Source organism: Streptococcus sp. 27098_8_23, assembly GCF_041432195.1.
Classification (GTDB): domain Bacteria; phylum Bacillota; class Bacilli; order Lactobacillales; family Streptococcaceae; genus Streptococcus.
The window spans coordinates 36,604-51,367 of record NZ_JAPVZF010000003.1 but is presented as its reverse complement, the minus strand read 5'-3'; the positions used below and the strand labels follow the sequence as shown (position 1 = coordinate 51,367).

Sequence of the window (14,764 nt, the reverse complement as noted above, 5' to 3'; positions counted from 1 at the left end):
AGTACTTCTATGCTCTTCCACACGCTGTTTTACTGACCCTTAAATTCTTCAATCACATCTGTGTAGTGTTCTTTCATTGCACTATGAATCTGCTGTTTAAAAATACCAAACGTAAGATAATAAACAAATAGAACAATTCCTTCAAACAGTATCAGAAACAAAAAATATTCTGAAAATGAAAGTGGTTGAGTATTCTCACCTTGTAAAGACAGAACATACAGCAGCCCCCAGATAACAGCCATAGAAATCCCAGCTACTTTCGTACCACCTTCTCTCTGCTTCTTTAACTTTAAATATTCCAAATAGATGAATGTAGCTTCTTCTCTAGAATATTGTCCAGTTTTTAGTTTGCGTTTAACTTCCTTATTTAACGTCGTTGTTCCAATTATATAAACCACTTCATTTCCTCCAAATAATCCCTCACTCTATCCTGCAACTGAGGTACAACCTTGTCTGAGTCAAGAAACTCCTCAATTCTCATCAGTTTATAGCCCTGTCCTTCATCACCAAAGACGATACTATCAAACTGTTCCTGCGTCAACTTACCAACCAGAAAGACGGATTCCTTCCCATCAAAAAGCATACTTGGGTACACCTTACTCCAAAGCAGGCAATCCTTAGTCAGATGAATTCCTAATTCTTCGTAAACTTCGCGCGCCGCGCACTCAAAAGGACTTTCATCACCCTCTCGTCCGCCACCTGGCAATTCCCATGTATTAGGGTATGGAATGTTTGATTTGTCATCACGCAAGATAGTTAAAATCCTATCCTCACAAAAGAGGGCAATTTTGCAACCTGTAAAATCAGAAATTTCTATTTCCATATCAGACTCCTTCGGATAATTCTTTCTCCAACTCTGCTAACCAGTTTTCATAATAACGTTTCTCATCCCGCACCAAACGGCTAGTCACCATGTTTTTTCTAGCAATTTTTATAGCCTTGTCAGTCTGATCCATATCTTTCTTTACCAGAAATTGATACCAGGCTTGCATTATCTGCGTATCTGCCATTTTTAGAGATAAGAAGGACTTGACTCCTCGATTGCTTGCATACTCCTCCGCTTTTTCATGATCTCCTTCTAGCAAAGCAATTTGAAGAAGGTATAATTGAGAAATCGTTTTAGACATTGGATTATCTGTTTTCTCTAACACAGACTGAAGCTGTTGCTTTGCAAGCTCTATATTATCATCCAATATGAACACCAATCCCTGAAGGGTCTGAACACTTTCTGCAAAACTCCCTCTCGCATCCTCATCAACAGGCATGATAAAGTCTTTCAAATCATATTCTTGAGGAGCTAGCAAGGTCTGGGCAGAATGTCTCAATACCAAGTAGGCGTATTTGGTATTTTCAGGCTGTTGTAGCAATTCCCAGATTTTCGCTCCATCGGTAATGTCGACTGGCAAAGCGTTGTTTAGGAAGAAAGACAAATTAAGAAAAATCCAAGTACCAGCAAAATACCAGCTTTTTGTCAAAAATCCAAATAATATCGCCAATAATATCAAGCTGAGATGAACCATCAAACCTCCTGAAAGCATCAGAATGATTCTTTGATCACTTTCGTCCTCTTTTAATCCAATATACTGAGCACCAACATTTTTCAGAACGGCTGTTCGACTAAGATGAAACCTGCCTGACTTTTTGGTCAAAAGAAAATGTCCTAATCCAAAAGCCACCAGCCGATAGCCTGTCAAGTAGCCACAAAAAGCATGACCCAGCTCATGAAGAATAAAGATTAAATACATGCTTAAAAGAGCGAAGGAATAACCAAAAGTGAATGCTAAAACTGCGGAATACCCCAACTCTGCAAATGCGATAGTGCCACAAGCAAAAGCTAGCATAATAAAGGCAAAAGCTAGCACATAAACCAAATACGTCCCAAATTTTTTCATACTACCTTCTCCAAACTCCTAGTATCTCGGATAAGGATAAAACTCTCCCTCTTCCAAGCCTGCTTTCCCTTCTTCAAAGACTTCTTGGTTCCATTCCATGACGAATTCCTCTGCTTCTGGGTCTTCCAAAAAGTCCATGAGCGCATCCAGCCCAACCTCGGCAGTATCTTTGAGGAAAAGGGCAAAATAAGCTAAAAACTCGCGAGAAAATCCTTTTTTAGGCAGATAAGGAAAGACAGCCAAATAATCTTCTGCATTGACAGTTGACTTGGCAGGATTGTAGAAAAGAACCGCTTCCTCAAAAAGGATATCGTCTGATGATACCTCTCCGTCCTCATCCACCATCTCCACTCCTGCAGGATTTTGCGCTTCTAGTAAAAAGCTCACTTCTACCGCATGATTGCGCTTATCCCAGCTAATCTCAAAGTCAAAGGGGAAGTTCTTGTCCAACTCCTCCTCTAAAACATCTAAAAATCCGTATGTTGCCATTTTGTCCTCTTTCTATGCGACTCTTTAATCGCCCCGATTGCTCGGAAATATGCTAAAATAGATACTACCATCTTACCACATATACATCAGAAAATCCATGTTAGAAAGGACTGCTATGCCAGACAATCTCGCGCTTCGCATGCGCCCAAAAACCATCGACCAGGTCATCGGTCAGGAGCATCTGGTCGGACCTGGAAAAATTATCCGTCGCATGGTGGAAGCCAATCGTCTGTCCTCCATGATTCTCTACGGACCTCCAGGTATTGGCAAGACCAGTATTGCCTCTGCCATCGCTGGAACGACCAAGTATGCCTTTCGGACCTTTAATGCGACAGTCGATAGTAAGAAGCGACTTCAAGAAATCGCTGAAGAGGCTAAATTCTCTGGTGGATTGGTCCTACTACTGGACGAGATCCACCGACTAGATAAAACCAAGCAAGACTTTCTCCTTCCCCTCTTAGAAAGTGGTCTGGTCATCATGATTGGGGCGACGACTGAAAATCCTTTCTTTTCTGTCACTCCAGCCATTCGTAGCCGTGTTCAGATTTTTGAGTTAGAACCCTTGTCCAATCAAGATGTTAAACAAGCCCTGCAAATTGCCATCAGCGACCCTGAAAGGGGATTTGACTTCCCAGTTGAGCTAGATGAGGATGCGCTGGATTTCATCGCAACCTCTACAAATGGAGACCTGCGTTCTGCCTTTAACTCGCTGGATCTGGCTGTTCTCTCTACCCCCGAGAATGATAAGGGTATACGCCACATCACTCTGAATATCATGGAAAATAGCCTCCAGCGGAGCTATATTACTATGGACAAGGATGGAGATGGACATTATGATGTTCTCTCTGCTTTACAAAAGTCCATCCGTGGCTCGGATGTCGATGCCAGTCTCCACTATGCTGCCCGCTTGATTGAGGCTGGGGATCTTCCTAGTCTCGCTCGTCGCTTGACCGTTATCGCTTATGAAGATATCGGCTTGGCCAATCCTGAAGCTCAGATCCATACCGTAACTGCTCTAGATGCTGCTCAAAAGATTGGCTTCCCAGAAGCCCGCATTCTCATTGCTAATGTCGTCATTGATCTTGCTCTTTCACCCAAGTCCAACTCAGCCTATGTGGCTATGGACAAGGCCCTTGCTGATCTCAAAACATCAGGACATTTACCTATTCCACGACACCTACGTGATGGACATTATAGCGGTAGCAAGGAATTGGGGAACGCCCAAGATTATCTCTATCCACACAACTATCCTGGACACTGGGTCAAACAAGACTACTTGCCAGAAAAGATTCGCAATCATAGCTACTTTTCACCAGAGGAAACTGGTAAGTACGAACGGGCCTTAGCTCAACGCAAGGAAACCATTGATAAATTAAGAAACTTGTGAAATCCTTTTCAAAAAAAATAAATTTTCCACTTGAATTTTTTAAAAAAAGTGGTATCATATAAATATAGAAACGCTGTGGTGTACGACTTCACACTTAAGTGTTGACCGACTATTTTTTGTATTATTAGGGAAACAAAAGTCTTCTAACAGCATGTAGGCCGTCTCACACGGAAACAGCTTCAGTTAGAGCGAGTTGCCCACCTGCTTAATTGCGCGGGTTCAATACAAACCGTGAAGTTTCGGCACCAATACAGCTTTTTATTTGCCTTCTTAGCTCAGTTGGTAGAGCAGTAGACTCTTAATCTATGGGTCGCAGGTTCGAGTCCTGCAGGGGGCATCTAAACAACAGGAAAAAGCCTTGATTTACAAGGCTTTTTTGTTTGTCTATAACTGATTTGCCCCACTTTTAAATCTATCTTTTCTTTTTGAATCAAATTACATCTTAACAAATAGTGTAAAGCCAGTTACTTTTGCTTTGATGCCATACAATATTTTCATGTAGAGAAGACAAATTTTATCTTCTCTTTTTATTTTCAAAATGATAAAAACTGATTTTCTTTTCATGAATCAGACTGAAACTTCCAAATTGTTTATTTATTTTATTGACATTTTCTATAAAAATAAGTATAATAGTTTTATTATCAGACTATACTATATAGGGGGTATTGAAATGAAATTTTCTAATCGTTTACTGCTATTCCTTGCAGGAGTTGTTTTTGTCCTTTTAGGACTTTTCCTATTTACACACCCAGTAGCAAATCTTGTTGCTTACAGCTGGTGGATTGCATTTGATTTACTGGTTTCTTCTATAGCAGCTCTTTTAGGCTATTTCTCTGCACCAAAAGAGCTTCGCTCACCTGTTTATCTTTTCCAAGGGTTTGTTAGTCTTCTCTTAGCTCTTTACCTCGTTGCTTATGGCTTTGTGACCCTGCCGGTCGTCATTCCAACTATTTTAGGAATTTGGTTAATTGTAGAAGCCATTATAGTTTTCTTTAAAGGCAATCGTCTGGGATTGATTTTCCCTATTATTGGCAACCATATCATGTGGGTAGCCTTGCTTGTATTTTTACTAGGTCTAGTGATTCTGTTCAATCCAGTGGCTACAGGTGTCTTTGTCGTTTATGTCATTGCCTTTGCATTTTTAGTTACTGGCTTCACCTACATTATTGAGGTCTTTCGTAAATAGTCTAGTTGCTATTTCTATCGCATTCAAAAAAGCTGGGAAATCATATTCTCAGCTTTTTTTGTTGGCTCCTTAGCTCAGTTGGGGCATCTAAATCAACAGGAAAAAGCCTTGATAACCAAGGCTTTTTTGTAGTCTTAGCACTCACTCTTTATTGGAGGCTGGGACAAAAGTCCTAGCCTCTCAATTGTCTTTGGATTATCGAACAAGACGCAGTGGTTGAGTGGGCTCTACTACGCTGATTTCATCAGCTTTTAAAGCCCTACTCAACTGTGCGGAGGTGGGACGACGAAATCGAATTCTAACGAATTACCGGTTTCTGTCCCACTCTCTATCCATGAGGCTGAACTCTATATTCTGAAACGGTTTGGCCGGTCCACTTTTTAAAGACCACTTCATACCCTTCCATTTCATTGCCATTTTCTGTTATAATAAATTGTACATCATAACTAGAAGGAACCTACTATGACAAACCTTATCAAACATAAACGTGTAGAATTTTCAGAACTTTTTTATGACCTAGTTTTTGTTTTTGCAATTTCAAAAGCAACTACTTTAATTGACCATCTTCATAACGGTATTTTGACTTGGAATTCTTTCCTTGATTTTTTCATGGCTGTCTTGGTTCTCACCGATTCCTGGATGATTCAAACCGTTTATACCAATCGCTATGGAAAGAACTCTTTATTTAACATGGTAATCATGTTTATCAAAATGGGACTTTTACTCTTTATAGCCAATATGATTGGACCTGATTGGCAACAATATTTTCATTATCTCTGTTGGGCTATTGGTACATTAACCCTTACCTTATTTTTTCAATATTTGGTTGAGTTTTTTAGAAAATCAACCGATGATGTTAATCGGGAAAGTATCAAAGGTTTTCTATGGATAACAGGTCTAGGAAGTTTAGGAGTCTATCTAGCAGCTCTTCTTCCTATTTACGTTAGAGTCTATATCTTCTTTGCTAGTATTCTGCTAACATTTATTATGCCAATTATCTTGCTTAGTAAAGATAAGCATTACCAGGTAAATCTCCCCCATTTAATCGAGCGCATCTCCCTTCTTGTCATTATTACGTTTGGAGAGATGATTATGGGGCTAGCTAACTTCTTTACAATCGAGAATTTCTCGATTTATTCGGTTCTTTATTTCATTATTATGCTTTCTCTGTTCATGTTTTATTTTGGTCAATTCGACCATGCTATTGATGAAAAATCTAATCAAAAGGGACTATTTCTAATTTACAGTCACTATCCTATTTTCATTGGACTTATTATGATGACCGTTTCGATGAGTTTTCTTCTGAATCCTGAAGCTAATCTTCTCTTTGCAACCAGCTTCTCTTATATCGGATTTGGCCTCTTTCAAGCTGCTGTCCTAGTAAATGGGCCCTATAACAAACACTATCTTCGCTATTCGAAAAGTTACTACTGTGTCCAAGCGACACTCTATCTGGCTGCCTTGATTCTCTCTTTAATCTTTGCTTCTAATCCTATAATAGTAGTGAGTATAACAACCATTTTAGCTCTAGCTATAGCCATTCATTTTATTTATTTTTATGTGACACAGAATAAAAAATATTCCAAATCTAACTGGGGGTTCTTTTAATGAGTTTATAACATAAAAAAGCTTTGGGAACCAAGGCTTTATATGATATCAATCACCGACCACGAAAATGTTTAGCTTACAGAACTGCTAGTGAAGCTCTAGAGGATGAGTTCGAGTAAATGTTGCACTTATTCTTGCAATTTATCATTTACTTGATGCACGAACTCGATATTTTTTTCGTTAATTTGTTTTTGCCCCACTTTTGCCCCATTTTTAAATCCTGACATTGAAAATACCTAAAAGTATTTCCCTAAAATCAGCTATATTTCAACATTTTTGTTTATTTTCAATATGAAAAGTTCTTACAAATTCATGCAGGGGGCATCTAGATACAACAGGAAAAGCCTTGGAATAAAGGCTTTTTTGCTTAGTTTTTTAGGATATTCTGAGTCTAATATAGATGAAATTCTTTTCTTATAAGAAAAAACGCTAGATAGCGTTTTTTTATTCTTAGTTACTCGTCTAATCGAATAAACATCATTGCGTTAAGCAAAGAGATGAGAGCGACTGTATTGACATTATTGGAATAGATTAGTCGCTTATTTTCAATAGGAGGAATAATAAAATTAGAAATAATGATGTCGTAAGGTGATTCTTTTAGAGCATCAAGGGATAAATCTAATTCACTCCAAACTTCCAGTTCAAAATTATTACTGCAATAGTAAGAAAGTGTCTCAGCTACTGATTTTGCATGATACTGATCAAAATTACTCATGACCAAAACCTTTAATTTAGGTTGGTTTTGTAAAAGATTTAGCACCAAGTGTTTGCTATGGGTGATAAAAGTATAGGATAAATGATTGACCTTCATTGAATTACGATCCATATCCAAAGCCTCTAGATAGTGTTCAATCCCTTCCTTCACCTCTGAAACGAAGCGAGGGAAAATATTTTGAAAGTTCTTGATTGTATTGCCTTTTTGATCAAATAAGATAAACTCTGTTGATAATTCCTGGCGATGCAGATGTGCTGTATTATGCAGATGCCAAATCAGATTGTCCTTATTGTCTACTTGAAGATTATACTCTCTTGATACCTGATCTACTAGATTTCCCAATAACTGATACGATTTTTTTACATAGCTGTCTGTTTTTGCATGGTTGAGAAATACTTCTTCATCTATGAAAAACATTTTTTGAAAATAGGATACAAATAGTTGACTTATCACTTCTTTATTCAGAGAAATCTGATATTCAGAATCAAAGCTCGCTACAATCTCTTCGATTTCTTCTGCCTGCATGAACGATTCCAACAATTGATTGTTAAAAGAGTCTCTCTCAACTTCCATGAAATGACCAAACTTTATGCGATATAAATTTGTAACCAGAAGTAATTTTAACATTCTGTGAGTTGATAAATTCATCGGGAAAGAAGTTGCTTTATAGACTAATTCCAATAATTGAGACAAGGGTTCTACAGAAAAATCTTCAAAGGGCCATTCAAGGAAATAATATTTCTCTGAAAAATACTGGGCAAAAAAGTAACGGATATCGATCTCATTTCCAGTGATTCGAACTGGATTGAGGCTAATTTCAAAACGATATTGTTTCTTAATAATTTTATTAATGTGACGGATGATACGGTAAAGAGAGGAAGAACTAATATAAAACTCTTTGCAAATACTATCAGTATCACATCCTTTATTAAAGAAGATAAATTCTAAAATTGAAAAGTGAGTTGAATGCTTAAAAAAATGATGATAGACCATCTCAATATCACTATCATCGGTATTTATGATGCGTATACCATTTGTCGAGGAATGAAATAGCAAGTCAGGAAAAGAAGACCTGACTTGGGACAAGTCATCTTTTACAGAACGTTCTGTACAGTGCAATAATTCTGCTAGTTCTGAAATATGAAACCAGCGTTTGTTTTCAAATAGTAATTCTAATAATTCTAATTGTCTGTGACTTTTTTTAGATAATAAATCTCTCATGGATAGCTTTTCTCTCTTTATAATATACTGAAGGATTGTCTTTCAATCTTCATGCAATTATACCACATGGAGTGTATTTATCCTCTTACAACGACTTTAGCTTGCTATGAAAAGACTCGCTTCATCACCTAGAAACTCAGTAGAATCAAGCTTTTCTTATTTATCTGTATCTAGAGTACATGTTTACAGTACGGTTTTTAAGACGAACTATTATGTTTCCAAGTTGAGATAGTATATAATTAGTTCAATCAAAGATGTTGATTCTTTGATTTAGAAATAGAAAAGGAGGATACACTATGTTGTGGTCCATTATTGTAGGAGGTCTTATTGGTCTCGCCGCAGGTGCAATCACTAAAAAAGGTGGTTCAATGGGATTGATTGCAAATATCTTTGCAGGTCTTATCGGTTCATCTGTAGGGCAATCACTTCTAGGAAGCTGGGGACCTTCATTGGCTGGAATGGCTATTATTCCGTCAATCGTAGGTGCAGTGATTGTTGTTGCAGTCGTTTCATTTCTATTTGGTAAAAAATAAGCATTACCTAATAAGAAATTAAAAGTGATAAGCCATAATTTTGAATACTGTAGGCGGGTAAAATTATGGTTTAAAGCTTTTCATTTGAAAGGATTTAATATGTCAAAATCAAAGAAAATATTGTTACTTATTTTCTGTATTTTAATCTTGGCTATTTTCCTTCCTATTCTCATAGATTATCATCAGGTCAGTGATTTAGATATCCACTTATTCAGTTGGAGAGAACTCTACGCTGAATTTATGATTGCTAGATATGTCTTTTGGGGGACACTTGTCCTATCTGTTTTAGTGTTAATTTCAATGCTAGTAATACTCTTCTATCCTAAACAGTATTTAGAGATTCAATTAGAAACTCAAGAAGATACATTAAAACTAAAAAATTCAGCTATCGAAGGCTTTGTTCGATGTTTGGTTATTGATCATCAGTTGATGAAAGAACCAACGGTCCATGTAAATAGCCGCAAAAATAAATGTTTCGTTACTGTTGAAGGGAAAATTCTTCCTTCAGACAACATCTCAAATCGATGTCTAGTCATTCAGAATGAAATAACTCATGGATTAAAGCAGTTCTTTGGTATTGAACGTGAGGTAAAACTTGAAGTTAAAGTTAAAGAAGTTGAACCTCGAAAAACGACCAAAAAGACTGTTAGTCGTGTAAAGTAAGGAAGTAAAAATGGAATGGTTTAAAAAATACCAGTATCCAATCATTGCAGGTTTAGTAGGTGTCATTCTCGCTTGCTTTATCTTATCCTTTGGCTTTTTCAAAACACTATTTGTACTAATTTGTGGAGCCTTAGGAGCATTTGCTGGATACTATGTTAAGGAAAAATATTTAAATAAATAAAGGAGTCTCGTATGTCAAACGTAGATAAAAATGTAGAAAAAAAAGATGTCGCTGTTGTTTCTCAAGATGTTAAAGGGGAACTCACTTATGAAGATAAAGTCATCCAAAAAATCATTGGTCTTTCACTTGAAAAAGTACCTGGACTTTTGGATGTGGATGGAGGATTCTTCTCTAATCTAACAGAAAAAATTATCAATACAGATAATGTCACTCATGGTGTCAATGTTGAAGTTGGGAAAGAACAAGTTGCAGTTGACTTGAACATTGTTGTTGAGTACCAAAAGAATGTCCCTGCTTTGTACAAAGAAATCAAAGATGTTGTCGTATCACAAGTTACAAAAATGACGGATCTAGAAGTTGTTGAAGTCAATGTGAATGTTGTTGATATCAAAACGAAGGAACAGCATGAAGCAGATTCAGTTAGCCTCCAAGACCGAGTAACTGACGTGGCTTCTTCAACAGGAGAATTTGCTTCAGAACAATTTGAAAAAGTGAAATCTGGTATCGGTTCAGGTGTTGCTGCTGTTCAAGAAAAAGTAGGCGAAGGTGTTGAAGCCGTTAAAGGCGAAACAAAGGAAAATGCTCGCGTACACTAATTTATCTTGTCAAAATCAATCAATTTAAAGGAGGCAGAATCATGTCAACAGAAGAAAAATTAAACCAAGCAAAAGGTTCCATTAAAGAAGGTGTCGGCAAAATGATCGGCGATGAAAAAATGGAAAAAGAAGGAACAGCTGAAAAAGTTGTTTCTAAAGTAAAAGAAGTTGCTGAAGATGCTAAAGACGCTGTCGAAGGCGCTATTGAAGGTGTGAAAAACATGCTTCACAAAGATGAAAAATAAGGCTAAACGTTAATTGACCTTTTCATTATAGTAGTCAAAAAGAGGACCGTAAATGTCCTCTTTTTTTTGTAGATCGGATTCTAAACACGCTTCCCATTTTTCGTTAAAAGAAATTCTTAACAGGAAAGTCTCTGGTTTCAGGGCTTTTTTGCTTACTTAAAATAATATCTCCCTTTTAAAGAAAGAAAATTTAAAAGCTTGCACACTACTAGACTGGCTTATTTATCCACCACTTGAGCCTCAAATTGGGCTGGTTGGTTGTCTACATTGGTAATGGTTATCGTGTAGGGCTTGTTATTGGTGGCATCAAAGACTTTTTCACCTTGGTAACTCACAACAACTCCATCTTTTTCTAAATAAATATCTGCTTGATTGTTTGGAAGTTCTTCATCCTCCTCATCGAAACCATGGCTTTTTGTAATTTTTTGTCCCTCTACTTCATAGTAAACATCACCATTACTCTCACTCCAAACACTTGAGCCAGTTAATTTAATTTTACTTGAATCGTTTTTCTTCAAGATGAAGATTGAATAGTATTCCAAATCTTGTGTTCTGGGATTTACTCTTAAGTTGACGGATTGACCTGGTTGAAGAGTGTATTTGCCATAGTTCAAAACGGAAATGACAAACCAGACTAGCAGCAAACTATACAAGACTCCTATAATCATTCGTGAGCGCCTACTCTTAAACAAACGTAAAAGTAACAGTAAAGAGACAATAAAGAGCAATTCTGTAAACATTCTTGTCCCTCCTTTCTTATCATCGTTGACATTCTAAACAAGATCTCGTGTTAGTTTCTCAATAGTGCCATCAACCATATAAAGTCTGATACATCTTATCTAGAAAAGCTTTCAACTCTTTTTGAACAATCTTTAATAGGCGTTCTTCTTCTGCTTGAGAGATGTTCACATCTTCTTTTTTTTGATTACTAATATGAGAATAGTAACTACGTTTTAGGGTTAATTGATGATCTAAAATATAGTAAGCATTTATTTTTTCCTCATTTACCATTGTTTCAAATAAAACCGAGACTTCATCCCTGCCAGGATTCGACATTTTCAAATCGATGTCTCCTTTTATCCCTATGGAGTCAATTCCTCCATCCAAGCGAATGGCACCGTCGGGAGGAACAATATAGCCTGCTTTTCGCATGTCAGACGCATATTTTCCTGAATCCATTAAATGTTGTAAGACAGCTGTATTGTCCCTCTCTTCAAAAGAAGTCTTTAATTGGAAGCGTTCTTGGTGGCTTTGATACTGAGAATAAAGAGTGATACCAACAACTAGGGCAAGTACAGCAGCAAGCAAGATTCGTATTTTTCTAGGTCTCGACATGTTTATCTCCTCTATCTAAGAAATCATAGAAGTCTTGTTTCTAACTTTGAAAGATAACTTCCTTTTCCTTGAAAATCCTTGGGACTCTAGCCCCATGTGACTGCTATCTGCCCTTTTTCATGATGTATTTTCGTATAGGTACTTCAACCATTTGAACGATTTCAAATCCTGCTTTTTGGTAAAGCTTGTAAGCTGTTTGATTTGCCTCGTAGACATTTAGTGAAAGAGTATCTATGTCTTCATTTTCAAAGGCCAAACTAACAAATTTCCTTAAAGCCTGACTACCTAAGCCCTGCCCCTGCTTCTGGGGGTTGATAAAAAATCTCCCGATATGAAGATTCCTGTCTTCTAGCCTGATTTTCTGGATAAGCCCCACAAACTCTTGTCCATCAAAGATTGAAAAGATCCCTTCCAAATCTTGCAAGACTTGACTTGTCAAGGGAAAAGGAATCATTGGTCCCATCCATTGTTCTTGAAAGGATTTGCCAAGGGAGTTGGACCATTGGCATACGTGCTGAGCATTTTCTGTGCTCACATTTTCTTCAAAACGAATCATCATCTTGACCTCACCATCTTATCTATGTTTCTCCATTATACTACTTCTCCTATTTTTTACGAATAGATAAGTATGATTGATCTTTATTTTTTTCTTGTCGGGAGCATTCTCGCTTCTTTCTTGGGTTTGGTCATTGACCGTTTCCCTGAGCAATCCATTATTCGACCAGCTAGTCACTGCGATTCCTGTCAGACTCGCTTGCGTCCGTTGGATTTGATTCCTATCCTCTCGCAGGTATTTAATCGCTTTCGCTGTCGCTACTGCAAGATTCGTTATCCATTCTGGTATGCCCTCTTTGAACTAGGATTAGGAATCCTCTTTCTAGCTTGGTCTTGGGGCTGGATTTTCTTGGGTCAAGTCATCCTAATCACTGCTGGCTTAACCTTGGGAATCTATGACTTTCGCCATCAGGAATATCCCTTACTAGTCTGGCTGACGTTCCACCTAACCCTCATGGCCTGCTCTGGCTGGAATCTGGTTATGGTCTTCTTTCTTGTCCTCGGAATCATGGCTCATTTTATCGATATCCGCATGGGCGCAGGGGATTTTCTATTTCTGGCTTCTTGTGCTCTCCTCTTTAGTGTGACAGAATTACTCATCTTGATCCAGTTTGCTTCTGCGGCAGGGATTTTAGCCTTTCTTTCGCAAAAGAAAAAGGAAAGACTTCCTTTTGTGCCTTTCCTCTTACTTGCTGCGACTATAATAATTTTCTATCAGTTCTTATTAGTTTGTTGAATTGGGAACCCAAAGCTCAACTTCTGCATCCATGGGATTACCGTTTAAAAGTATTTCTAAGATAATTCCATCATTGTAAAGCGAGCTATATTCTCCCTCAAAAAAGTTATCCTCCAATTTATCAAACAAGAGTCTTGATTTATCACCACTGGCTGAGCTTACTAAATAATCTTTCTCTGGGACAAGAATGCTTTCGTAACCTGCCACAGCATTATTTGCCGCAACTCCTGCGTAGTATTGTATACCATCTTTATGAGGAACTATCAAAGCATAGCCTCTTTTATCTAGAGAATGGGGCATCAATTTTCCTAGCATTCCTTCTTTAAATAACTGAGTATAGAATGCCGTTTTCTCTTTAGAATAGTGATGTTCATGAACTGTAGTTCCTTCTATCAAAATACTCTTGCCAACTAAGGTAAACGATGGTTTAGTTTGATGTTTCATTATATGAACTCCTTTCTTTATGGTATAATCATAACAAAAGTAATATGACAACTATCTGTCATATTTAAGGAGAAAATTATGAAAATCGACCGTCAAATGGGGATTATTTCTCATTTAGTAAATAAACGAAAAACAACAGCTAAAGAATTATCAGAACTTTTTAAAGTCAGTACCCGAACTATTATGAGAGATATTGATGATTTATCTCTTGCAGGCATTCCTCTCTATGTAATGAAAGGAAAAAACGGAGGAATTTTTCTTATGGAAGACTTTCAAACTGATAAACCTCCCTTGACTCAATCCGAACGACTTTCAATCGAATCCGGTTTAAAAAGTCGCTATCAAGTATTGGAAGATACCTCTACTTTCAATGCTATATTGAAATTAAATGCTACCAATACATACTCTGATTTCGAAATTGATTTGTCTCTATCTCAAGGGAACTTGGAAATCCGAACTTTGATTTTTAAGTTATTGGAAGCTATCAGAGGTAGAGTAAAAATAAAATTTTCCTATATTAATTCACAAGGGCTTGTGAGTCAAAAAAATTGTGAGCCTTACCGTATTGTCTATAAGGACCGGAGTTGGTATATGGATGCCTACGAAACTGATAAAGCGCGTTTTTCTGTTTTTAAAGTTGCTAGAATTAGTAAACTTACTCTCTCCGATACTTTTTCAAAAAGACATTTTACACCACTTCCCTATGATGGTGGTGCTTGGATGAATGAAAACAAAGTACCTGTCATCCTGCATGTCCAGAAAATTGTTCTTGATCGATTTGTAGAACTCTTAGGCTATAATGCCATAAAACCTATTAATAGCGATATTTACGAGATTACTTATCCGTTAAACGACAATGATTGGGGATACAATACCTTGCTTGCTTTTGGAAAATACATCACTGTTATATCTCCTAAGCATTTCCTGAAACATTTCACCAACTATATAGATACCATTCATAAGCAATACCCAAACTAA

Annotated in this window: 19 protein-coding genes and 1 tRNA gene; 11 read left to right on the top strand and 9 right to left on the bottom strand. The window is 37.2% G+C overall.

Translation table 11 applies throughout. The features are described 5' to 3' along the window. Window positions 1-29 precede the first annotated feature (29 nt). From O3652_RS05715 to O3652_RS05700, 4 genes are read right to left on the bottom strand one after another with little or no spacing between them, the layout of a single operon-like run. Window positions 30-398: a hypothetical protein gene (locus O3652_RS05715; protein ID WP_125413764.1), complete on the bottom strand. Its 369-nt coding sequence runs from the start codon at window positions 396-398 to the stop codon at window positions 30-32. Continuing rightward, window positions 386-823 (bottom strand): NUDIX hydrolase, encoded by a 438-nt coding sequence (locus O3652_RS05710; protein ID WP_125413763.1) that lies wholly within the window; start codon window positions 821-823, stop codon window positions 386-388. Before O3652_RS05710 ends, O3652_RS05715 begins: the two co-directional genes overlap by 13 nt. Window position 824: 1 nt before the next feature. Next, on the bottom strand, window positions 825-1,892 hold the full coding sequence (locus O3652_RS05705; RefSeq protein WP_125413762.1) for a site-2 protease family protein: 1,068 nt from the start codon (window positions 1,890-1,892) through the stop codon (window positions 825-827). An 18-nt stretch (window positions 1,893-1,910) separates the two neighbouring features. Then, window positions 1,911-2,381, bottom strand: a complete 471-nt coding sequence (locus tag O3652_RS05700; protein WP_071851290.1) for a DUF3013 family protein — start codon at window positions 2,379-2,381, stop codon at window positions 1,911-1,913. Window positions 2,382-2,496: 115 nt separating this feature from the next. Here O3652_RS05700 and O3652_RS05695 point away from each other — a divergent pair, with 115 nt between their 5' ends. From O3652_RS05695 to O3652_RS05680, 4 genes are all read left to right on the top strand, one after another. Beyond that, window positions 2,497-3,768 carry a replication-associated recombination protein A gene (locus O3652_RS05695; protein WP_125413761.1) on the top strand — a complete coding sequence of 424 codons (1,272 nt, stop codon included), beginning with the start codon at window positions 2,497-2,499 and terminating at the stop codon, window positions 3,766-3,768. Window positions 3,769-4,032: 264 nt separating this feature from the next. Next, window positions 4,033-4,105: transfer RNA gene (locus O3652_RS05690), tRNA-Lys, on the top strand. A gap of 333 nt (window positions 4,106-4,438) precedes the next feature. Further along, window positions 4,439-4,954 carry a DUF308 domain-containing protein gene (locus O3652_RS05685; RefSeq protein WP_125413785.1) on the top strand — a complete coding sequence of 172 codons (516 nt, stop codon included), beginning with the start codon at window positions 4,439-4,441 and terminating at the stop codon, window positions 4,952-4,954. A gap of 462 nt (window positions 4,955-5,416) precedes the next feature. After that, on the top strand, window positions 5,417-6,562 hold the full coding sequence (locus O3652_RS05680; RefSeq protein WP_125413784.1) for a low temperature requirement protein A: 1,146 nt from the start codon (window positions 5,417-5,419) through the stop codon (window positions 6,560-6,562). A gap of 454 nt (window positions 6,563-7,016) precedes the next feature. Here O3652_RS05680 and O3652_RS05675 read toward each other — a convergent pair whose 3' ends face one another. Further along, window positions 7,017-8,498 (bottom strand): M protein trans-acting positive regulator PRD domain-containing protein, encoded by a 1,482-nt coding sequence (locus tag O3652_RS05675; protein ID WP_371590158.1) that lies wholly within the window; start codon window positions 8,496-8,498, stop codon window positions 7,017-7,019. Window positions 8,499-8,794: 296 nt separating this feature from the next. Between O3652_RS05675 and O3652_RS05670 the strand changes: the two genes are divergently transcribed. The 5 genes from O3652_RS05670 (at window position 8,795) to O3652_RS05650 (ending at window position 10,716) form a co-directional block, all read left to right on the top strand. Continuing rightward, window positions 8,795-9,031 (top strand): GlsB/YeaQ/YmgE family stress response membrane protein, encoded by a 237-nt coding sequence (locus tag O3652_RS05670; RefSeq protein ID WP_033630119.1) that lies wholly within the window; start codon window positions 8,795-8,797, stop codon window positions 9,029-9,031. Between the two features lie 99 nt (window positions 9,032-9,130). Then, entirely contained in the window at window positions 9,131-9,694 is a 564-nt protein-coding gene (gene amaP, locus O3652_RS05665; RefSeq protein WP_371590157.1) for an alkaline shock response membrane anchor protein AmaP, read from the top strand. Window positions 9,695-9,704: 10 nt separating this feature from the next. Next, entirely contained in the window at window positions 9,705-9,875 is a 171-nt protein-coding gene (locus O3652_RS05660; RefSeq protein WP_000454669.1) for a DUF2273 domain-containing protein, read from the top strand. Window positions 9,876-9,886: 11 nt separating this feature from the next. After that, window positions 9,887-10,471 (top strand): Asp23/Gls24 family envelope stress response protein, encoded by a 585-nt coding sequence (locus tag O3652_RS05655; protein ID WP_000072932.1) that lies wholly within the window; start codon window positions 9,887-9,889, stop codon window positions 10,469-10,471. 41 nt (window positions 10,472-10,512) lie between these two features. After that, complete coding sequence (locus tag O3652_RS05650; RefSeq protein WP_000102421.1) at window positions 10,513-10,716, top strand: CsbD family protein; 204 nt, start codon at window positions 10,513-10,515, stop codon at window positions 10,714-10,716. Between the two features lie 218 nt (window positions 10,717-10,934). On the opposite strand, the gene O3652_RS05645 is transcribed toward O3652_RS05650, so the two are convergent. The 3 genes from O3652_RS05645 to O3652_RS05635 all read right to left on the bottom strand — a co-directional run bounded on the left by O3652_RS05645 (window position 10,935) and on the right by O3652_RS05635 (window position 12,610). Continuing rightward, the gene (locus O3652_RS05645) at window positions 10,935-11,456 is read right to left on the bottom strand and encodes a hypothetical protein (protein WP_125413606.1); all 522 of its coding nucleotides are present in this window, start codon (window positions 11,454-11,456) and stop codon (window positions 10,935-10,937) included. Window positions 11,457-11,526: 70 nt separating this feature from the next. Continuing rightward, window positions 11,527-12,051, bottom strand: coding sequence for a thiol-disulfide isomerase (locus O3652_RS05640; protein WP_125413605.1), 525 nt, complete (start codon window positions 12,049-12,051; stop codon window positions 11,527-11,529). A gap of 103 nt (window positions 12,052-12,154) precedes the next feature. Further along, the gene (locus O3652_RS05635; protein WP_125413604.1) at window positions 12,155-12,610 is read right to left on the bottom strand and encodes a GNAT family N-acetyltransferase; all 456 of its coding nucleotides are present in this window, start codon (window positions 12,608-12,610) and stop codon (window positions 12,155-12,157) included. A 69-nt stretch (window positions 12,611-12,679) separates the two neighbouring features. Between O3652_RS05635 and O3652_RS05630 the strand changes: the two genes are divergently transcribed. Continuing rightward, window positions 12,680-13,342, top strand: a complete 663-nt coding sequence (locus O3652_RS05630; protein WP_125413603.1) for an A24 family peptidase — start codon at window positions 12,680-12,682, stop codon at window positions 13,340-13,342. On the opposite strand, the gene O3652_RS05625 is transcribed toward O3652_RS05630, so the two are convergent. Beyond that, the gene (locus tag O3652_RS05625) at window positions 13,331-13,786 is read right to left on the bottom strand and encodes an effector binding domain-containing protein (RefSeq protein ID WP_000682684.1); all 456 of its coding nucleotides are present in this window, start codon (window positions 13,784-13,786) and stop codon (window positions 13,331-13,333) included. The two genes, O3652_RS05630 and O3652_RS05625, sit on opposite strands and share 12 nt — an antisense overlap. A 78-nt stretch (window positions 13,787-13,864) precedes the next feature. Between O3652_RS05625 and O3652_RS05620 the strand changes: the two genes are divergently transcribed. Beyond that, window positions 13,865-14,764 carry a helix-turn-helix transcriptional regulator gene (locus O3652_RS05620; protein WP_371590156.1) on the top strand — a complete coding sequence of 300 codons (900 nt, stop codon included), beginning with the start codon at window positions 13,865-13,867 and terminating at the stop codon, window positions 14,762-14,764.